The sequence below is a fragment of the Bradyrhizobium sp. SZCCHNS3002 genome, assembly GCF_032377435.1.
Taxonomy (GTDB): domain Bacteria; phylum Pseudomonadota; class Alphaproteobacteria; order Rhizobiales; family Xanthobacteraceae; genus Bradyrhizobium.
Map to the genome: position 1 here is coordinate 158,080 of NZ_JAUHHY010000002.1, position 18,939 is coordinate 177,018.

Annotated in this window: 18 protein-coding genes and 1 tRNA gene; 11 read left to right on the top strand and 8 right to left on the bottom strand. The window is 66.8% G+C overall.

The window, feature by feature from the left end; translation table 11 throughout:
* Positions 1-7: 7 nt before the first annotated feature.
* Positions 8-700 carry a flavin reductase family protein gene (locus QW845_RS05120; RefSeq protein ID WP_315800557.1) on the bottom strand — a complete coding sequence of 231 codons (693 nt, stop codon included), beginning with the start codon at positions 698-700 and terminating at the stop codon, positions 8-10.
* A gap of 180 nt (positions 701-880) precedes the next feature.
* Positions 881-957 (bottom strand) — tRNA-Arg (locus tag QW845_RS05125).
* Positions 958-1,355: 398 nt separating this feature from the next.
* On the opposite strand from QW845_RS05125, the gene QW845_RS05130 reads away from it, so the two are divergent.
* From QW845_RS05130 to QW845_RS05140, 3 genes are read left to right on the top strand one after another with little or no spacing between them, the layout of a single operon-like run.
* Entirely contained in the window at positions 1,356-2,279 is a 924-nt protein-coding gene (locus tag QW845_RS05130; protein WP_315800558.1) for a fused MFS/spermidine synthase, read from the top strand.
* Positions 2,276-2,893 carry a fused MFS/spermidine synthase gene (locus QW845_RS05135; protein WP_315800559.1) on the top strand — a complete coding sequence of 206 codons (618 nt, stop codon included), beginning with the start codon at positions 2,276-2,278 and terminating at the stop codon, positions 2,891-2,893. Before QW845_RS05130 ends, QW845_RS05135 begins: the two co-directional genes overlap by 4 nt.
* 21 nt (positions 2,894-2,914) lie before the next feature.
* Positions 2,915-3,859: a M28 family peptidase gene (locus QW845_RS05140; RefSeq protein ID WP_315800560.1), complete on the top strand. Its 945-nt coding sequence runs from the start codon at positions 2,915-2,917 to the stop codon at positions 3,857-3,859.
* A gap of 9 nt (positions 3,860-3,868) precedes the next feature.
* On the opposite strand, the gene QW845_RS05145 is transcribed toward QW845_RS05140, so the two are convergent.
* Positions 3,869-5,995 (bottom strand): phytoene desaturase family protein, encoded by a 2,127-nt coding sequence (locus QW845_RS05145; RefSeq protein WP_315800561.1) that lies wholly within the window; start codon positions 5,993-5,995, stop codon positions 3,869-3,871.
* 353 nt (positions 5,996-6,348) lie between these two features.
* Here QW845_RS05145 and QW845_RS05150 point away from each other — a divergent pair, with 353 nt between their 5' ends.
* The 3 genes from QW845_RS05150 to QW845_RS05160 all read left to right on the top strand — a co-directional run bounded on the left by QW845_RS05150 (position 6,349) and on the right by QW845_RS05160 (position 8,057).
* Positions 6,349-7,065 (top strand): hypothetical protein, encoded by a 717-nt coding sequence (locus QW845_RS05150; RefSeq protein ID WP_315800562.1) that lies wholly within the window; start codon positions 6,349-6,351, stop codon positions 7,063-7,065.
* 101 nt (positions 7,066-7,166) lie between these two features.
* The gene (locus QW845_RS05155; RefSeq protein ID WP_315800563.1) at positions 7,167-7,763 is read left to right on the top strand and encodes a YidB family protein; all 597 of its coding nucleotides are present in this window, start codon (positions 7,167-7,169) and stop codon (positions 7,761-7,763) included.
* A gap of 27 nt (positions 7,764-7,790) precedes the next feature.
* Positions 7,791-8,057, top strand: coding sequence for a GlsB/YeaQ/YmgE family stress response membrane protein (locus tag QW845_RS05160; RefSeq protein ID WP_315800564.1), 267 nt, complete (start codon positions 7,791-7,793; stop codon positions 8,055-8,057).
* A 131-nt stretch (positions 8,058-8,188) separates the two neighbouring features.
* Here QW845_RS05160 and QW845_RS05165 read toward each other — a convergent pair whose 3' ends face one another.
* Positions 8,189-8,968 carry an SDR family oxidoreductase gene (locus tag QW845_RS05165; protein WP_315800565.1) on the bottom strand — a complete coding sequence of 260 codons (780 nt, stop codon included), beginning with the start codon at positions 8,966-8,968 and terminating at the stop codon, positions 8,189-8,191.
* A 246-nt stretch (positions 8,969-9,214) separates the two neighbouring features.
* On the opposite strand from QW845_RS05165, the gene QW845_RS05170 reads away from it, so the two are divergent.
* From QW845_RS05170 to QW845_RS05180, 3 genes are all read left to right on the top strand, one after another.
* Positions 9,215-10,279: an acyl-CoA dehydrogenase family protein gene (locus QW845_RS05170; protein WP_315800566.1), complete on the top strand. Its 1,065-nt coding sequence runs from the start codon at positions 9,215-9,217 to the stop codon at positions 10,277-10,279.
* A gap of 19 nt (positions 10,280-10,298) precedes the next feature.
* On the top strand, positions 10,299-11,456 hold the full coding sequence (locus QW845_RS05175) for an acyl-CoA dehydrogenase family protein (protein WP_315800567.1): 1,158 nt from the start codon (positions 10,299-10,301) through the stop codon (positions 11,454-11,456).
* 233 nt (positions 11,457-11,689) lie between these two features.
* Positions 11,690-12,496 carry an enoyl-CoA hydratase/isomerase family protein gene (locus QW845_RS05180; protein WP_315800568.1) on the top strand — a complete coding sequence of 269 codons (807 nt, stop codon included), beginning with the start codon at positions 11,690-11,692 and terminating at the stop codon, positions 12,494-12,496.
* 57 nt (positions 12,497-12,553) lie between these two features.
* Here QW845_RS05180 and QW845_RS05185 read toward each other — a convergent pair whose 3' ends face one another.
* From QW845_RS05185 to QW845_RS05195, 3 genes are all read right to left on the bottom strand, one after another.
* Positions 12,554-13,324, bottom strand: coding sequence for a hypothetical protein (locus QW845_RS05185; protein ID WP_315800569.1), 771 nt, complete (start codon positions 13,322-13,324; stop codon positions 12,554-12,556).
* A 68-nt stretch (positions 13,325-13,392) separates the two neighbouring features.
* Positions 13,393-14,187, bottom strand: a complete 795-nt coding sequence (locus QW845_RS05190; protein ID WP_315800570.1) for an enoyl-CoA hydratase — start codon at positions 14,185-14,187, stop codon at positions 13,393-13,395.
* Between the two features lie 145 nt (positions 14,188-14,332).
* Positions 14,333-15,517 (bottom strand): ABC transporter substrate-binding protein, encoded by a 1,185-nt coding sequence (locus tag QW845_RS05195; protein WP_315800912.1) that lies wholly within the window; start codon positions 15,515-15,517, stop codon positions 14,333-14,335.
* A gap of 223 nt (positions 15,518-15,740) precedes the next feature.
* Between QW845_RS05195 and QW845_RS05200 the strand changes: the two genes are divergently transcribed.
* Complete coding sequence (locus QW845_RS05200; RefSeq protein WP_409997870.1) at positions 15,741-16,517, top strand: thermonuclease family protein; 777 nt, start codon at positions 15,741-15,743, stop codon at positions 16,515-16,517.
* 48 nt (positions 16,518-16,565) lie between these two features.
* On the top strand, positions 16,566-18,032 hold the full coding sequence (locus QW845_RS05205) for a M48 family metalloprotease (protein ID WP_315800914.1): 1,467 nt from the start codon (positions 16,566-16,568) through the stop codon (positions 18,030-18,032).
* 92 nt (positions 18,033-18,124) lie between these two features.
* On the opposite strand, the gene QW845_RS05210 is transcribed toward QW845_RS05205, so the two are convergent.
* On the bottom strand, positions 18,125-18,910 hold the full coding sequence (locus tag QW845_RS05210) for an N-acyl homoserine lactonase family protein (RefSeq protein ID WP_315800915.1): 786 nt from the start codon (positions 18,908-18,910) through the stop codon (positions 18,125-18,127).
* Positions 18,911-18,939: the final 29 nt, after the last annotated feature.

Here is an 18,939-nt window from a genome sequence, read left to right on the forward strand (position 1 = left end):
AGCCGGCTCAGCCTGCCGCCACCTCCATCCGCGCCGGCACCATGCGCGCACGCTCGACATCGGGCGTGCGATAGGCCGCCTCCGGAATGGTCCCGAGCCGCGATTCGTGAACGCGCGCGCCGAGGCCATAAAACTGCTGGAAGCTCATGATCAGCGGTCGCCATTTGTCGGGGTCGATGCGGTCGCGGACGCCGTCAGTCAGGATGGCGGGATCGACATGGACCCGCTGCACACGGACCTCGAAGCACTGGATGTGCCCCTTCAGGATCGCATCGTCATCGGCGACGCCATGCACCGCCTCGACCCGCGCCTCGAGCTGGACCGGGCATTCGGCCACGCGCGGCGCCGCGACGGTCTCGGACGCGATCGCCGTCAGCCCCGCCGTCGCAAACTTGTCCGGCTGATGGCGGTAGCCCTTGCGCTGCTTCATCGGCGGCACCGGGTCGGATCCCGTGGTCAGCGCCAGGCGATCGACGGCGGCCACGAGATCGACCGACGGCAGGTTCAGCACGCATTCGCCGGTACGCCGCATGTTCTGCGGCGTCTTCGATCCCGCCGCGAGGCCCAGCATGCAGCGCCAGCCGAGCCAGAACGCCGACGACATCGGCGCGAGATTGAAGCCGCCATCCTCGTTGACGGTGCTGATGAGGACGACGGGCGTCCCGAAATACAGGATGCCCGGCTCGATCGTCGTGTGCATGGATAGCTCTCCAGGGTGATGCATTCGGCGGCGATGGCGCGCCGCGCGGACGGGGCTCAGGCCGCCGTCTCACCCGGAGAAGCTCCTCGATCGCGGCGGCGCGCTCCACCCGTTTCCCGAGCGGATCACACGCGCGACGGTTTGATCTGGAGAGGTCTGCGCGCGCAATGCTGCGGCAGATGGCGATCCCGGCATGACTCGAACATGCGACCTACGGTTTAGGAAACCGCCGCTCTATCCAGCTGAGCTACGGGACCGGAGCCTGCACCAAGGTGCAACTGCTTCGCTGGTCTCCATAGCAGACCCGGCCACCGACCGGAAGCCTCTCCGGTGATCGCCAGCACGGCGTGGATCACCGTGGCACAGCGCCGCGCGGCAGGTTCGCGGGTCCGTTTCGGCGCGGGGAACGTCTCCGCGCTGGACCGCTCGAAGGGGCTGCCGCGATCACACCCCCGTTGGCCGGGCCGGTTTGACTATCCGGGAGGCAGCCAATGGTCTAAGAGAACGGCGCCGATGCGGAACCGGCCTCGGGATCGCCGTATTGGTCGTGCCTGAGCGCATCTCTGACCGGAGGATAGCCGTCCTGCGGAGCCGGAGCCGTCAGGTTACATAGACCTCACCCATCATTTTTCAGCCGAGGGAAACGATCAAGTCGATGCTCATCCGGTCGGTCATTTCAGGCGCGCTCGCAAGCTTCCTCTTCGTCGCCGCCGCAGGCGCGCAGGGCACCCGCAACCTGCTGGAGTCCAAGGAGTCGCTCTACAACAACATCTATGTCTATGAGCAGGCGCCTTACCGCAGCATGACCTTCGGTCACAACCGGCGTATCTATACCGAGAGCGTCTACAACACCCGCGACGAGCTCGACCTGCCGGTCGACTATACCCGCTTCATGACCGCGAGCGTGATGTACGCCAAGGATGTCCACTCGATCCTGGAGATCGGCTTCGGCGGCGGCCGCACCGCCTGGTACCTGCACCGCTTCCTGCCCAAGGTGCAGGTGACCTCGGTCGAGCTCGATCCGACCGTGCTGGAGCTCGCCAAGAAATACTTCGGCATCAAGGAGGAGCCGAACTTCCACGTCGCCAACCGCGACGGCCGGCTGTTCGTGCAGGAATCCAAGGAGCGCTACGACATCATCCTGATCGACGCCTATCGCGGGCCGTTCGTGCCGTTCCACCTGCTGACCAAGGAATTCTACCAGCTCGTCAAGGACCATCTCGCCGAGGGCGGCGTGGTGGCGCAGAACGTCGAGCCGTCGACCATGCTGTTCGATGCCGCGGTGAAGACCATCCACAGCGTATTCCCGCAGGTCGACTTCTACGAGGCCGGCGGCAACATCGTCATGGTCGCCTATCCCGGCGACGAGCGGAAGGCGGAAGATCTCGCCGGCATCGCGCAGGAGCGCGACAAGGAATTCGGCTTCCGCTACAAGCTCGCCGACATGCTGGCGCAGCGCAAGCGCATCGACATCGACAACGGCCAGGTGATCGACGCCAAGGCCAAGGTGCTGACCGACGACTTCGCGCCGGTCGAGGCGCTGAAGAGCATCGAGCGCCACAACAAGAAGCTGCCATGAGCGAGCACGTGTCCCGCGCCGGCATGCTGGCGATCTATGTCTGCTCGTTCCTGGTCGGCTGCGTGCTGATGGGCTTCGAGATGCTCGGCAGCCGCTACCTCAACCCGTATTTCGGCAGCGGCATCGGCGCCTGGGCGAGCCTGATCTCGACCGTGCTGTGCGCGCTCGCGATCGGCTATTTCGCCGGCAGCGCCATCGTCGACCGGCAACCGTCGACGCGCACCATCGGCACCATGATCCTGATCGCCGCCGCCTACATGGCGCTGGTGCCGGCGACCGCCGATACCGTGATGGCCGACATCCTCGACAGCATCGGCGACGGGCCGATGGCGACGCTGATGGCCTCGACCGCGCTGCTGCTGGTGCCGCTGACCCTGCTCGGCACCTTCTCGCCGATCGCCGTCAGCCTGCTGACGCGCTCGGCCGGCGAGGCCGGCCGTGTCGCCGGCCTGGTCTACGGCGTCTCGACCATCGGCAACGTCGTCGGCACGCTGGTCACGACGTTCGCGCTGATTCCGACCATCGGCTCGCGCGCCATCACCTATTATTTCGCCGTGGTGCTGGCTGGCTGCGCCGGCATCCTGTTCATTCCCTTCGGCAAGAAGCCGTCCTGACATCGTTGAAGAGCTTTTCGGATGACCGAGTTCTGGCCCCGCCTCGCCGCCACCGCGACAACGGCCGCGTTGCTGCTGACGTCGCCGGCCGCCCACGCCGCGGACGCAAAGATCGAGTTGTGGGACGGCCAGCGCGCGATGTCCGTCATCGCCGATCTCTTGCGCTTCACGCCGCGCTCGATGGGTGAGCCGGGGCATCAGAAAACGATCGACTACATCAAGGACGCGATGGCCAAGAGCGCGGCGGATGCGGTGCTCACGCAGAGCTTCTCCGCCAAGGGTGACGACGGCAAGGCGATCCCGCTCACCAACATCATCGCCCGCTTCCAGGTGCAGAACCCGCGGCGCGTCATCGTCGCGACCCATTACGACAGCATCATCAAGGCCTATCGCGATCCGAAGTCGCCGGATGCGCCGATGCCGGGCGCCAACAACTCCGCCTCGGCGGTGGCGCTGCTGCTGGAGACCGCACGCGTGCTGTCGCTGTCGCCGCGGCCCGACGTCGGCATCGACCTGATCTTCTTCGACGGCGAGGAAGGGCCGAAATCGCTCGGCGCCGGCGATCCGACCTGGCGTCCCCTCGGCTCGCCGCATTTCGCGGCCAACCTGAAGACCTATTATCCGACGCACAAGCCGGAGAAGGCGGTCGATTTCGACATGGTCTGCGACAAGGATCTCAAGCTGCAGCCGGAGCCGTCGTCGCTGGCCTCGGCGCTGCCGGAGGTCAAGAAGTTCTGGAGCATCGGCAGCCGGATCGCGCCGCAGGCGTTCTCGCCGGAGCCCACGACGTACCCGATCAGCGACGACCACACGGCGCTGCAGCAGGCCGGAATTCCGAGCTTCCTGGTCATCGACTTCGACTACGAGCCCTATTTCAACACCACGCAGGATACGATCGAGCAGTGCTCGGCGCAGAGCCTGGAGACCGTCGGCCGCACCCTGCTGCGCTACCTCTACACGCCCTGATCGCCGCGCTCATGCCGCCTTCGGCGGCGCTGTCATTGCGTCCGATGCGACATCTGATACGCGCGCCAGCAGGCCGGGCACGAGCGCCTCGGCCGCCTCCGCGCCCGAGATCACCACGGCCTCGACGCCGGCTCCGGCATTGCCGCCGCCGGCGATGACGAGATTGCGCACCGGCGCCTTGGCGCCCTTCAGCCGTGCCGATCGGGCCACGCCATAGATCGCCCCGGCGCTGGCGAGGTCATAGCGCGCATAGGTCACCGGGCTGGCGTCGGTGCGGTAGACGATATGCTGCGACAAGCCGGGAACGACGGTCTCGGCGGCGGCGACCATGGCATCGCCGAGCTGCTGCTTGCGGGCCTCGTAGCCCGGCGAGCGCCGCCACGCCTTCCAGTCGTCGCCGCCCTCGTCGGGAAACCAGCTCTTGGCCTGTTCGTGAGGAACGAGGGTGATGATCGTCATCGTCGCATGGCCTTCCGGCGCCGCCGACGGATCGAGCTTGGACATTACCGCGAGGCCGATCCCCATCGGGGAGTCGAGATGCGCGGCGGGCGCGACGTCCGGCACCATGTCGAGGCCGAGATGCACCGAGAAGCACGACGTCGCCGGTACGAGGGCACGGGCGCGCTCGCGAAAGCCGGCCGGCAGATCGTCGGCCTTCAGAAGCTCGGTGAAGGTGCGGCCGAGATCGGCATTCGAGACCACCGCCTGCGCGCGGACCGTGCGGCCATTGCCGAGCACGACGCCGGCGGCGCGGCCCTGCTCGACCAGGATGCGGGTGACCCTGGATTTCAGATGCACCTCGCCTCCCCGGGCGGTGACCGCCTCTGCGAGCACGTCCGCGAGGTGGCCGGAGCCGTCGACCGGATAGAAGCCGCCCTTGAAATAGTAGCCGAAGATCGGGACCATCTGCGCGCAGCTCAGCGTCTCGCTGCCGTCGCCGAGATAGCCCGACAGCGCATTGAGAGTGGCGATCAGCTCGGGATCGGAGACGTGGGCGGCGACGAGTTCGTCGAACGGGCGGTTCATCCAGCGGTACGCCTGCGGATGCTTGCGCGGGAAGGCCAGCATCTCCTCCAATGTGGCGGGCATGCCGGGAATGCCGCTGCGACCCTGCCCCGTCGCATACATGCTCTCGAAGATGGCATGGATGGTGTCGAACAGCCGGGTCAGCCCGTCCGCGCTGGCTGGAAACATCTCGCAAAGCAGTCGGACATAGGCGCGCCAGTCCTCTGGCACCTCGATGCGCCGGCCGGCGAGACGGTAGGAGTGGGTGACCCGCCGCCATTGGATACGGTCAGCGACGCCGAGCCGGCGCAGCACGCCGTCGACCGGCCCGCCGGGCCAGACGCCGGAGAAATCGTGCGGCCCGGCATCGAAGCGATACAGCACCGGCTTGTTGTCGTGGTGCGCCTTGCGAAGATAAGTGTGGCAGAAGCCGCCGGGCACGACGTGGTGGTCGAACACCTTCACCTTCAGCCCGGACTCCGCGAGCAGGGCCGCGGCCGTCAGCCCGCCGATTCCAGCGCCGATCACCGCGACATCGCAATCGGTCTCGGCCGCGGAGGCGAAGCCCGGCGCCGGCCAATGGCACTCCTCGCGCGCGGCCCGCATGCGCAGCAAGGCCTGGCGAATTGCGAAGCGGGGGCCGAAGATCGAGATCAGCGCGCCGCCGACGACGATCGCCGTCGTGATCCAGGAGGCGACGCTGGCCCAGCGGCACAGGCCGAGCACCAGGAACAGCACGCCCCAGAGCCCGGTCATCAGCATGTTGATCAAATGGAATTGGGGCGTCGAGGCGCTGTCGGCATAGGCCGACCGGGAATAATCCCCGGTCCAGGGGCGGCCGACGGCGAGCGAAGCGAAGCTGATGAGGCCGAGCCCAGCGAAGGACAGCCACAGGGCATTGCCGGCCGTCCAATTCGGCGCGACGTCGTTGGCGATCGCCAGCACGACGAAAAGGGCGAGGCTTCCGAGTTCCAGCAGCGCGAGCTCGCTACGGGAGGCGCGCCAGACATTGGCGGCCAGCGCCAGGGCCAGCGCGGACCACACCGCCCATGCCGGCTGATGCCAGGCCAGCAGGGTCCAGAACACGACGAACGGCAGCAGCGCCAGCTTGACCGTGAGGAACACCTTCATCGCAGCCTCCTCCGCGCCGGGCGGCGCAATCCATCTTTCCAGTGTCAAGATATTCATAGGAGCGCTTGTGCGGTCCAGTCAACACCAATCTTTCCATCGTCAAGATTAGTTTCGTCAACTACGGCGGGATGAAAATGGTGGAAAAAAGCTGCGTATCGTTCCGGCGCCACAGCAAGGTGCGATTCACGAACGGCGCCGCCGTCATTGCCGACCCGACTGTGGCAACGAGATCACGGAACCACGGCAGATAAAGAAGAAAGTCGCAAATTACGCAGCATTGGAGTCACACATCGCCGCAAATTGGCGACAATCTCCCGTCATCTGAGGCGGGGAGCCGCTGAGGATTGCCGTTCGTGTACCGACCCCACTTGCCAATTCTGGTCTTTGCAGCGATCACCTGCCTGCCTGCGGTGCAACCTCAACGCGCGCATGCGGAATGGTGGAGCCGCTCCCCGACGGATTTCGAGGAGTGCGCCGACGCCGCCGAGAAGTCCGCCTCCAAGGAGGAGAAGACCGCGGCGCTGGCGCAATGCAACGCCAAATTTGCCGGGAGACGGAAGCCGGGCGGCGGCTATGTCTACTACGACTTCATGCAGGACCGCAGCTTCGACATCGCCGGGCCCAATCCCACGGCTGAAGAGCAGAAGTTCATCGACCAGCAGTATACACAATACCTCGAGCGCCAGCGCCACGCCGACATGAGCTCGGCAATGATGTCGCGGCCGCAGACGCAGGACCTCCAGCCCTCGCTCCGGGACATGACGGCGCGGGCCGCGATCGAGCCGCCGAAGCCGGCCATGCCGGCGCCGCCGCCGCAACGGCCGAGCAAGCCGCCGGCCGCGACCGCGCAGGGCGGCTTGCCACCGCCGGCGTCGAACGTGGAGGCACGCGCCCGCATCAAGGCAGCGCAATGCGCCAAGGATGGCTGGCGGCGCGATTCGTTCTCGTGCAACTTTCCGGTCCTGTCGGAGAAGCTCGACGAGCTGAAGCGGATGTTCACCGGCCCGAGCCAGACTGCTGCCGCACCGCCCGGAGCCAAGGCGCCGAAACGGGCCGAAGCCCGGAACTGAGCCGCGCGCGACACGTTCCCCTGTGCGACCCTTCTGACCGCGGCTTGTAACGCTCCGTGCAAGCCAATAGCTTTGTCGGCGTGGGGCGCAGGAGGCAGGTCATGGGTCTACTCGATATCCTCAACGGCATGCAGAACGGCCCGAATGGGCCAAGTCATCCGGCCACGCAGAAGAGCGGCGGCATGTCGCCAATGACGATGGCGATCCTCGCTTTGCTGGCGTGGAAAGCGGTGAAGCATTTCTCGCAGAATGGGCAGCAGCCGAATGCGGCGCCCGCGCCGGTCCCGCCGTCTCAGCCGACCGGGAATCAAGGCGGACCGCTCGGCGGTGCGCTTGGTGGCGGATTGAGCGGCGGCCTCGGCAACATCATCGCTGGCGGACTCGGTGGCCTGCTCGCCGGCGGCGCCGCCGGCAGCGTCTTGTCCGGCGGGCTCGGCGATCTGCTGCGCCAGTTGCAGGACAAGGGCCATGGCGACACCGCGAACTCCTGGGTCTCCCCCGGCGAGAACAAGCCGATCTCGCCCGGCGACCTCGCCAATGCGCTCGGCGCCGACCAGATCGATCAGCTCACCGCGCAGAGCGGGCTTTCGCGCGACGAGCTGTTGAACGGGCTGAGCCAGTACCTGCCGAAGGTGGTCGATCAGCTCACGCCGGACGGGCGGCTGCCGACCGAGCACGAGTTGGCGAGCCGGATCTGAGCGCGACCTTCAGGCAAGGATCATGTCATGCTCTATATTTTGATCGTCGGGCTGGTCGCCGGCTTCCTCGCCCGGCTTCTGTCGCCGGGACCGAACAACCCCTCCGGCTTCATCCTGACCGCCGTGCTCGGCATCGTCGGCGCATTCCTCGCCACCGCGGTGGGACAGGCGATCGGGCACTATGGTCCGAACCAGGGCGCCGGCTTCATCACCGCGACGATCGGCGCCGTGGTGGTGCTGTTCATCTGGAACAGGCTGGTCGCCAGCGGCACGATCCGCGATTTCAATCGCTAGCGCGCTCGCTCCAAGCGCTCTCACTCCAAGTCATTGCCAGCCAGGCGGCGACGCAATCCAGCACCAACAAGGTCTGGACTGCGCCGTCGCGTCGGCTGTTCACCACGACGGCGTCGCCCCAAGAAACGGCGTCACCCCAACAGATGCATCCCCGCATCCATGCGCACGACCTCGCCGGTCATGTGGCCTGACGCCGGGCTCGCCAGGAACGCCACGAGCTGCGCGATATCCTCGGCGGACGAAGCCGCGCGCAGCGGCACCCGCGCCACCACCGCATCGCGCACCTGCTTGGCGCCGGCCTCGCCGCGGCCCTTGGTGAACCACGGCGTATCGATGTAGCCGGGGCAGACGGTGTTGATGCGGATCGCTGGCGCCAGGGCGCGCGCCAGCGACAGCGTCATCGTGTTCAGCGCGCCCTTGCTGGCGGCATAGGCAACCGACGAGCCGACGCCGCTGATGCCGGCCACCGACGAGACGTTGACGACCGCGGACGCACGCGCCGTCGCCTTGGCCGCTGCTTCCAGCAGCGGCCGTGCGGCGCGCACCATCTGGAAGGGGCCGATGGTGTTGACCGCGAAGATGCGCTGGAAATCCTCCGCCGAAAGGCCGTCGAGCTGATCGTGCGGGACGTGCTTGGTGGTGCCGGCATTGTTGACGAGGGCATCCAGCCGGCCCCAGGCCGCGGCGGCGGCGACGATCTTGCGGCAATCCTCGTCGCGCGACACGTCGCCTTGAATGACGACGACCTCGACTCCTTCCTTGCGGCAGAGATCAGCGGTCTGCTCGGCTTCACTCTTGCTGTTCGAATAGTTCACGACGATGCGCATGCCGGCCTTCGCCAGCAGCAACGCGGTCGCGGCTCCGAGGCCGGACGCCGACCCCGTCACGACCGCGCACAGACCTTCAGCCATTCCGCACCTCCCTGTTTGCCTTTGCCTGTTACCTTGCTTCTTCTTAGCCAACATCGCTGCATCTGCAAAATCGGCAAAATCTCCGCAGCGCGGAAATCGCTCGCCTCCATGCGGCGAGCGGACGGGGCCCTGCAGCGCGCTACGCTTGTCAGGGCCATCGCTTGCGCCCATCATGCCGGCAAGACATCGCCGGCGCGCGCAGGACATGGCGCGCCGAGACCGACGACAACGAGGGCGAGGAGCGCTGTGGCGGAAGCTGAGAACATCGTCGTTGCGACCGCGGAGAGGATCTTCGCCGATCTCGCCGACCCGCAGACGATCAACCACGACAAGGACGGCCGCTGGACGGCGCCGCTGTGGCAGGCGCTGAGCGAGGCCGGCCTGACGCTCGCCTGGGTGGGCGAGGAGTTCGGCGGCGCCGGCACTGACCTCGCCGACGGCTTCGAGATCATCAATGCCGCCGGCCGTTTTGCGATTGCGGTGCCGCTGGCCGAGACGCTGCTCGCAGGCTGGCTGCTGCAACAAGGCGGCATTGCCTCGCCCGACGGCGCCATGACGATCGCGCCGGCTCATCCGAGAGACCGGATCACGCTCGACGCTGACGGCACCTTGTCCGGCCATGCCCGCGGCGTGCCGTTCGCCAGAGCCGCGCAGCATGTTGCCGTGCTCGCGCAAGGCGGCGACGGCGTGTCGATCGCGCTGGTCGAGACCGCGCGGCTGCGCATCGACGCGGGCCTCAACCTCGCCAACGATCCCAGCGACACGGTGACGTTCGACAAGATCACGCCGCTGGCATGCCGGCCGGCGCCGGCCGGCTTCGACGCCACGACATTGATGCTGATGGGCGGCGTTGCCCGCGGACTGCAGATCGCCGGCGCGCTGGATCGGCTGCTCGCGATCAGCGTCAACTATGCGGGTGAGCGCGTCGCCTTCGAGAAGCCGATCGGCAAATTCCAGGCGGTGCAGCACAATCTCGCACGGCTGGCCGGTGAGAGCGCCGCCGCGAGCGCGGCCGCGACATCGGCCGCGGATGCGATCGCGCGGGCCGCCGCGTTCGACGACGCGGTGTTTCTCGAAGCCGCCGCGGCCAAGATCCGCTGCGCCGAGGCCGCCGAGAAGGGCGCGGCGATCGCGCATCAGGTGCACGGCGCCATCGGCTTCACCACCGAGCACATCCTGCATCGCTTCTCCTTGCGCGCGCTGGGCTGGCGCGACGATTTCGGCTCCGAGAGCCATTGGGCCGTCGAGCTCGGTAAGCGCGTCGCCGCACACGGCGCCGATGAGCTGTGGCCGCTGGTCGCCTCGCGCTAACGACGAAGAGGATTGCCGCATGACCGCACTTCGTTTCGATCCGATCCGCCTGCCGAGGGAATGCGAGGAGCTGCGCAAGGAGGTGCGCGCCTTCCTCGCTGATGAGATCGCGGCCGGCACCTTCAACCCGTACCAGCCCAAGCGAGAGGATGCCGACGCACGTGAGTTTGCGGCCCGCGTCGGCGCGCGCGGCTGGATCGGCATGACCTGGCCGAAGCAATATGGCGGCCACGAGCGCTCGTTCCTGGAGCGCTACGTCGTGACCGAGGAGATGCGGGTCGCCAATGCGCCTGTCAGGCGCTTCTTCGTCGCCGACCGGCAGAGCGGGCCGATCCTGCTGCGCTACGCGCCCGAGCATATCAAGATGGAGATCCTGCCGCGCATCTGCCGCGGCGAGCTGTGCTTCGCGATCGGCATGAGCGAGCCGAACTCGGGCTCCGACCTGTTCGCCGCCAAGACGCGCGCGACCAGGACGGACGGCGGCTGGCTGATCAACGGCTCGAAGATCTGGACCACGTCGGCGCACATGGCCGACTACATGATCGCGATCTTCCGCACGTCGCCGGCCACCAAGGAGAACCGTCGTCATGGCCTGACGCAGTTCCTGGTGAACATGAAATCACCGGGAATCAAGGTGAACCCGATTGGGCAGATCACCGGGCAGAAGGAGTTCAACGAGGTCGTCTTCACCGACGCCTTCGTGCCGGACGATCATCAGCTCGGCGAGATCGACGGCGCCTGGAAGCAGGCCACCTCCGAGCTCGCCTATGAGCGCTCGGGGCCCGAGCGTTTCCTCGAAACCTACTATGTGCTGACCGAGCTGGTGCGCGCGGTCGGTCCCAACCCCGACACGCGCAGCGCGGAGGGCATCGGTCGCCTGGTGGCGCAGCTACACACGATGCGGCGGATGTCGGTGTCGGTCGCCGGCATGCTGCAGGCCGGCAAGGAGCCGGTGGTCGAGGCCTCGATCGTCAAGGACGTCGGTACGGTCTGGGAGCAGCAGCTGCCGCATCGCGTCCGCGACCTCGCCGCGTTCGTCGAGGACAACGCAGGAAATCGCGAGACCTTGGAGAGCCAGCTGACCTTCGCGATGCAGACCGCGCCGAAGCTGACCATCCAGGGCGGCACCACCGAGGTGCTACGCGGCATCATCGCGCGCGGGCTGGGGTTGAGGTGATTGTAGGAGCCAATTCGGCTTGCTCGGTGCACCCTCTCCCCTTGTGCGAGAGGGTGCCGGAGATGCGAAGCATCGGAAGCGGGTGAAGGGTCTCTATCCGCACGGCCAACTGCCGAGAGAACCCCTCACCCGCCTCGCCGTCGCTTTCGCGTCGGCGATCCACCCTCTCCCACAAGGGGAGAGGGTGCACCAGCCGTACCGCTGCATTAGGTAACTAATCAGGAGACCCCACCATGACCCACTTCCCTGACATCGGCGTCGAGATCCACGGCCATGTCGGCCTGATCGAGATCCGCCGGCCGCCGCTCAACTTCTTCGACATTTCGCTGATCAACCAGATCGCCGATGCGCTGGAAGGCTTCGACCGCGACATCGAGATCCGCGCCTCGGTGCTGGCGGCGCAGGGCAAGGCGTTCTGCGCCGGCGCCAACTTCACCGATCCGGCGCGCCAGGCGCAGGAAGCGGCCGGCGCCAAAGGCGATCCGGCCGACAGCCTCGGGGCGATCAACCATCTCTACATGCAGGCGGTGCGGATCTTCCGCTGCAAGAAGCCGGTGGTCGCCGCCGTGCACGGCGCCGCGATCGGCGGCGGGCTCGGCCTCGCCGTCTCGGCCGACTTCCGCGTCACCTGTCCGGAGGCGCGCTTCTCGGCCAATTTCACCAAGCTCGGCTTCCATCCCGGCTTCGGGCTGACGGTGACGCTGCCGGAGCTGGTCGGCAAGAACAACGCCGAGCTGATGTTCTACACCAGCCGCCGTGTCACCGGCGAGGAAGCGCTGAGGATGGGCCTCGCCAATGAATGCGTGCCGCAGGACCAGGTGCGGACGGCCGCGATGAAGCTCGCCGCCGAGATCGCCGAATGCTCGCCGCTCGGCCTGCTGTCGACCCGCGCCACGATGCGCGCCAACCTCGCCGACCGTGTGATGGCCGCGACCGAGCACGAGCTCGCCGAACAGACCAGGCTGCGCGCGACCGAGGATTTCAAGGAAGGCGTCAAGGCCACCGAGGAGCGGCGCTTCGCGAACTTCAAGGGGCGGTGACGAACCGCGAGCTTCGATCGTCGGCATGGCCGGGCTCGTCCCGTCCATGCCGATCGACTAGTTGGCGACCGCCCCCTGCAACGCGAAGGCAACGCCGCCAATTGTGAAACAGCCGCCTGAAACTGCATAGCCACGGGCGCGCGCGGCGTCGGCCACACGCGCAGCATCGGCGACGCGGAACGTCAGGCCGCTCATGAGCTCGCGCTCGCCGGGTTCGACACGAATACCGGCGTTCGGCAATTTCAACTGCTGAACACCATCTCGGGCAGACGGCACCACATCGAGAATGCGCCCCCAATGCGCGGCGAGCGCGGCCGGCTCGGGGCTCTGCAGCACCACCTCGGTCATCGCCGTCGTCACGTCGCTGCGGATCGCGCGCGTCCAATCCGGCCCAGCGGGCGGATAGGCGCCGAGCACATCGTCACTGCCCGCGGTGTGATTGAGCTCGATGAAGGCGGCGCGGCAGTCACGGGGATGTAGTTGCACGCCGTGATAGGGCGGATGATCGATCACGTTGGCGGTGCGCACGCCCATCGCATTGGCTCGGGACGCGCGGCCATCGGGATCATCGCAGGCGAAGATCGCCATGTAGCCGCCGCGGCCGCCGGTCTTGTCGAGGAAGCGTCCGGCCGCGGTGTCCTCGCGGGTCGGCGCGATCACCTCGAGCAGGATCGGCCCGACCGGCAGCAGCGCATTCTCCAGCCCGTATTTGCCGACATGCGGGTCGCGATAGCAGATCTCCAGGCCCATGATCGCGGCGATGTCCGAGACGACGGGCTTGAGGCTGCGGGCGACGAGACAGATCTGGCGCAGGTGGAGGTAAGGCATGCAGTCCTCCTCGAGGCTTTACCTGTTCACACAGGCCAGCGGCTTCAGCAGCGTCATTGCGAGCGACGCTACCGCCCCTGGAACAGCGGCGCGCGCTTCTCGACGAAGGCTTTCGCCGCCTCCCTGTGGTCCTCGGTGTCGCTGCAGCGCGAGTGATGCATCGCCTCGGCGTCGAAGCAGGCCTCCAAGGTCATCGTCTCGGCATTGTTGATGTTGCGCTTGATGTAGCCGAGCGTCACGCTCGGCCCCTGCGCCAGCGACATCGCCAGCGCGCGCGTCGCTGCTTCGACCTCGGCATCGGGCACAACCTTTGTCACCATGCCCAATGCGAGCGCCTCCTGCGCCGTCAGGACCGGCGAGGTCAGATACAGCTCCCGCGCCTTGGCGCTGCCGAGCAGTTGCGTGAGGAAGTAGGTGCCACCGAAATCGCCCGACAGCCCGACCTTGGCGAAGGCCGTCGTGATCTTGGCCGACTCGCCGGCCACGCGCAGATCGCAGGCCAGGGCGATCGACAGGCCGGCGCCGGCGGCCGCGCCGTCGATCTGCGCCACCACCGGCTTCTGCATCTGGTGCAGCAGCCGCGACACCTCCATGCGCTCGCGCAGGGTCGTCACCTTGGTCTCGAACGAGGGCGCGGTCTTGGCTTCGGCCATCGCCTTGACGTCGCCGCCGACGCAGAACGTGCCGCCGGCGCCCTTGAGCAGCACGGCGCGTACCTCCGGATCATTGGCGGCGCGATGCGCCGCCTCGACCAGGCCCTTGGTCATGTCGCTGTTGAGCGCGTTGCGCCGCTCCGGCCGGTTCATCGTGATCGTGAGCAGGCCGGCCTCGACGTGCTGCAGGACGGTGGTGTTGGTGGTCATGGTAGCCGCTCCGCTGTTGCTCGTGATGGTCTCGTCATTCCGGGGCGACGCGCGAGCGTCGAACCCGGAATCCAGAGCTGATTGTCTCACATCGAGATTCCGGGTTCGCGCTCACGCGCGCCCCGGAATGGCGGCCGTTCGGCCGTTACTTCTTCACCAGCGGGCAGCGCGACGCTTCCAGCGGCTGGAACGCCTCGTTGCCCGACACGGTCGCGAGCAGCTTGTAGTCGTCGGACTTGGCCTTCGACTCCGACGGCTTCTTGACCTCGAACAGATACATGTCATGCACCATGCGGCCGTCCTCGCGGATGCGGCCTCCCTTGGCGAACATGTCGTTGATCGGCGTCGCCTTCATCAGCTTCATCACGGCGTCCGCGTCGGTCGTACCCGCAGCCTTCACCGCCTTCAGATAGTGCGTCACCGAGGAGTAGACGCCGGCCTGGGCCGAGGTCGGCACGCGCTTGGTACGCTCCATGAAGCGCTTGGTGAAGGCGCGGGTGTCGTCGTTGAGATCCCAGTAGAACGCTTCCGCGACCAGCAGCCCCTGCGCCGTCTCCAGTCCGACGCTGTCGATGTCGGAGACGAAGGCGAGCAGCGGCGACAGCTTCTGCCCGCCCTTGGTGAGGCCGAACTCCGCGGCCTGCTTGATCGCGTTGATGGTGTCGCCGCCGGCATTGGCAAGCCCGATCACCTTGGCCTTCGAGGCCTGCGCCTGCAGCAGGAAGGAGGAGAAGTCCGAGGTGTTGAGCGGATGACGCACGCTGCCGAGCACCTTGCCGCCCGACTTCACCACCACGGCGGTGGTGTCCTTTTCCAGATCCTGGCCGAACGCGTAGTCGGCGGTCAGGAAGAACCAGCTGTCGAGGCCGGACTTCACCGCCGCCAGGCCGGTGACGTTGGCCTGCGCGAAGGTGTCGAACACGTAGTGCACGGTGTAGGGGCCGCAGGCCTCGTTGGAGAGCCTGACAGAGCCGGGACCGTTGAAGATGATGATCTTGTTGCGCGCCTTGGCGATCTCGCCGGCGGCCAGCGCGGTGGCGGAGGCGGCGACATCCCAGATCATCTCGACGCCCTGGTTGTCGAGCATGTCGCGGGCGATGTTGGCGGCGAGATCGGCCTTGTTGAGATGGTCGGCCGCGATCACCTCGATCTTGCGGCCGAGCACCTCGCCGCCGAAATCCTCCACCGCCATCTTCGCCGCGGTCTCGCTGCCCGGACCGGTGATGTCGGCGTAGAGGCTCGACATGTCGAGAATGCCGCCGATCTTCAGCGGCGGCTTGCTCTGCGCATGCGCCACGCCTGCGGACAACGTCAGCGCCGACGCCAGCATGAACAACGACGCCGCCGCGCCGCGGATGGTTCTGCTCATCGATATCCTCCCTGCCGGGCACGTCGCTACATGGCGACGGCCTCTTTGATAGTTCTCATCATGGCGCACGCATGCGCATGCGGCAAGCGCTCAGCACGCTCAGCAAAGGCGTCGCCGGTCGCCGCTTTCCGCTCAGTGGAATGGAAATTTCGTGCGATGATGCAGCATGGCGAGAGTGCGCGGAATGCAGAGCGGACGAAGGCTGGTTGCGCTCGGTGCGAGCGTGGCGGTCATCGCAATGACGTCGGCGAGTCACGCCACACCGTGCATGCTCGCGGAGCTCGGCGAAGGCCACGTCAGCGAGATCATCGATGCACGCGGCTTCCGTCTCGATGACGGTCGCGAGGTCAGGCTCGCCGGCATCGAGGTGCCGCCGGAGGAGCAGCGCGCGACGTCGGTGGATGCGCTGGGCGTGCTGCTGCGCGACCGCGACGTCGTGCTCCGCGGTGAGGACGATACCCCCGACCGCTACGGCCGGCAGCGCGCCTTCGTCTTCGTGGCCGGCGCGGACCAGCCGGTGCAAAGCGAGCTGCTGCGGCAGGGCGCCGTGCTGCGCGGGATCGACCTGCCCGACCGGGATTGCGCCCTCAGCCTGGGCGCGGCGGAAGCCGAGGCCCGCAACGCCGGGCGTGGTCTCTGGAAGATTGCGACCGTCATAAAAAACACGGAAAGTCCAGACGATATTTTGTCTCGCGTAGGGCTATTTACGGTTGTCGAAGGGAAGGTGTTGTCCGTACGACAGACGGGGACAACAACTTATCTGAACTTCGCTCGTAACTGGACACGGGGCTTCGCGGTGACTATTCCAAAGCGTATGATGGCGGTATTGGAAGGTGCCGGCATCGACGTCAAATCACTTGCGAATCGGCAGGTTCGCGTGCGCGGTTGGATTGAAGCGCATGCGGGTCCGAGACTGGAACTGACGCAGACCGCCCAGATCGAGATTTTAAGCGGGAATTGACCGCTGAGGTACATGAGTAGCGACGTGAACCTGTCTGTTCGAAAGCGCATGACGGTGATGAACTGCGGTTCGCGGATCGCACCGGCGCTGCTGTGCCTGGGGCTGGCGCTGGCCGGTTGCAGCGACATGGGCAAGTTGCAGCAGGCGACGGCGCCGTTGCCGACGCCGCGGCCGAAGCCGGCGATGGTGCAGACGACGCCGGCAAGCGATCGCGAGCACGAGCGCATTCTTGCAACCTATGGCGGCGCCTATGAGGATCCCCAGCTCGAGGGCCTGATCTCCAAGATCGTCGACCGGCTGGTGGCCGTGTCCGATCGCCCCGACCAGGGCTACAAGGTCACGATCCTGAACTCCGGTGCGGTCAACGCTTTCGCGCTGCCGACCGGCCAGCTCTACGTGACGCGCGGGCTGATTGCGCTCGCCAACGACACCTCCGAATTGTCCTCGGTGCTCAGCCACGAGATGGCGCATGTGCTGGCGCGCCATGCTGCGATCCGCGAGGACCAGGCGCGGCAGGCTGCGGTCGTGACCCGCGTCGTCTCCGACATGGGCAACGATCCGGACCTGACGGCGCTGGCGCTCGCCAAGACCAAGCTGACAATGGCGAGCTTCTCGCGCACCCAGGAGTTCGAGGCCGACGGCATCGGCGTGGGCATCTCCGCCAAGGCCAAGTTCGATCCCTACGGCGCGGCGCGCTTCCTGACCTCGATGGAGCGCAACGCAGAGTTGAAGGCCGGCAAGGTCGCGATCGACCCGCGCGCGCAAGACTTCCTGTCGTCGCATCCGGCGACGCCGGAGCGGGTGCAGAACGCCGCCGCCATCGCCAAGCAATACGTCTCCCCCGAGGCCAGGGAGCATGACCGCGAGACCTACTTGGCTGCAGTCGACAACATCGTCTATGGCGAGGACCCGAGCGAGGGCTTCGTGCGCGGACGGCGCTTCCTGCATCCGAAGCTCGGCTTCACCTTCCAGGCGCCGGAGAACTTCACGCTCGACAACACCGCGCAGGCGGTGATCGGCGTACGCGAGGGCGGCGCCCAGGCGATGCGCTTCGACGTGGTGCGCGTGCCGGCCCAGCAGACGCTCGGCGACTATCTGAATTCCGGCTGGATGGAGAACGTCGACAAGTCGGCGACCGAGGAGCTGACGATCAACGGCTTCCCGGCGGCCTCCACGACGGCGAGCGGCGATCCCTGGCAGTTCAAGGTCTATGCGCTGCGCGTCGGCAGCGACGTCTACCGCTTCATCTTCGCCTCGCGGCAGAAGACCACCGAGAGCGAGCGCAATGCGCGGGAGACGGTGAACTCGTTCCGCCGGCTCAGCCTGGAGGAGATCCAGTCGGCGCGGCCGCTGCGCATCAAGGTGATCACCGTGCAGCCCGGCGACACGGTCGAATCGCTGGCGCACCGCATGACCGGCGTCGACCGCCCGGTCGAGCGCTTCCGCGTCCTCAACGGCCTCGACGCCCGCGCCCAGGTCAAGGTCCGCGACCGCGTCAAGATCGTGGTGGAGTGAGCGCGATTTCCTCCTGAGCGAACCCTCAGGGCTGCCGCTCGCTCGAGCAGCTCGGCTGATCGGTCGAGGGGCGGACGGACGAGTGAACGCCCCTAGTCGAAATACGCCGGCGCGTGCGCAAGCCCCGCCGACTGCGCCGTATCATGGTTGAGCCACAGCTGCGCGCGCTCTGCATCGACGATGGCGGCGATCCGCTCCATTGATGTCAGGGTCGCCTCGGCGCTTGCATTCATCGTCGGCACGCAGCGATGCGCCATGTTGTAGCGGTCATGCGCGGCGTCGCCCGATAGCAGGACCGCCCCGGAGCCGGCGAGCCGCACCAGCAGCGAGCAGTGGCCCGGCGTATGGCCAGGCGTTGAGATGACGCGCACCGAACCGTCACCGAACAGATCGACATCCCCGTCCATCAATTCGAGGCAGGCTTGCCGGAGGCAATCGTAGAGCAATGGCGCGTAGCCGAAGGTGCTGAAGTCCTTGCCGAACATCGCCGCGTGCTCCCGCCGCTGGATGTACCAGCGCGCATCGCGGAACAGCCTGGCATTGCCGATGTGATCGAAATGGGCATGGGACAGCAGCACCATCGCGACATCGGCCGGCGCGAGGCCGATTTCGGCAAGCTGAGCAGTGAGAGGCTTAGCGACGAGGCCTCTGATGCCGTGGGCGATGATCCGGCCTTCCGGCGCATCGGCCAGCCTCTGGTCGATCCCGGTGTCCCACAGGATCCATTCGCCCCGTCGCTGCAGCAGATAGGCATGGCAGCTCAGCGTCACCGGCTCGCCCTGCCATTTGCCCGGCGTGTAGACGGACCGATCCGGCGCGATCGCCTTGCCGGCATCGAGCACGTACAGACGATCGATCGTTCCCAACTGTCCAGTCATGGCGCTCACGGCAATTTCCTGCTTGCGGG

Coding starts and splice junctions, on each gene's coding strand:
- QW845_RS05120 (WP_315800557.1), bottom strand. CDS start 700: ATGCACACGACGATCGAGCCGGGCATCCTGTATTTCGGGACGCCCGTC.
- QW845_RS05130 (WP_315800558.1), top strand. CDS start 1,356: ATGCTCATCCGGTCGGTCATTTCAGGCGCGCTCGCAAGCTTCCTCTTC.
- QW845_RS05135 (WP_315800559.1), top strand. CDS start 2,276: ATGAGCGAGCACGTGTCCCGCGCCGGCATGCTGGCGATCTATGTCTGC.
- QW845_RS05140 (WP_315800560.1), top strand. CDS start 2,915: ATGACCGAGTTCTGGCCCCGCCTCGCCGCCACCGCGACAACGGCCGCG.
- QW845_RS05145 (WP_315800561.1), bottom strand. CDS start 5,995: ATGAAGGTGTTCCTCACGGTCAAGCTGGCGCTGCTGCCGTTCGTCGTG.
- QW845_RS05155 (WP_315800563.1), top strand. CDS start 7,167: ATGGGTCTACTCGATATCCTCAACGGCATGCAGAACGGCCCGAATGGG.
- QW845_RS05160 (WP_315800564.1), top strand. CDS start 7,791: ATGCTCTATATTTTGATCGTCGGGCTGGTCGCCGGCTTCCTCGCCCGG.
- QW845_RS05165 (WP_315800565.1), bottom strand. CDS start 8,968: ATGGCTGAAGGTCTGTGCGCGGTCGTGACGGGGTCGGCGTCCGGCCTC.
- QW845_RS05175 (WP_315800567.1), top strand. CDS start 10,299: ATGACCGCACTTCGTTTCGATCCGATCCGCCTGCCGAGGGAATGCGAG.
- QW845_RS05180 (WP_315800568.1), top strand. CDS start 11,690: ATGACCCACTTCCCTGACATCGGCGTCGAGATCCACGGCCATGTCGGC.
- QW845_RS05185 (WP_315800569.1), bottom strand. CDS start 13,324: ATGCCTTACCTCCACCTGCGCCAGATCTGTCTCGTCGCCCGCAGCCTC.
- QW845_RS05190 (WP_315800570.1), bottom strand. CDS start 14,187: ATGACCACCAACACCACCGTCCTGCAGCACGTCGAGGCCGGCCTGCTC.
- QW845_RS05195 (WP_315800912.1), bottom strand. CDS start 15,517: ATGCTGGCGTCGGCGCTGACGTTGTCCGCAGGCGTGGCGCATGCGCAG.
- QW845_RS05200 (WP_409997870.1), top strand. CDS start 15,741: ATGCAGAGCGGACGAAGGCTGGTTGCGCTCGGTGCGAGCGTGGCGGTC.
- QW845_RS05205 (WP_315800914.1), top strand. CDS start 16,566: ATGACGGTGATGAACTGCGGTTCGCGGATCGCACCGGCGCTGCTGTGC.
- QW845_RS05210 (WP_315800915.1), bottom strand. CDS start 18,910: ATGACTGGACAGTTGGGAACGATCGATCGTCTGTACGTGCTCGATGCC.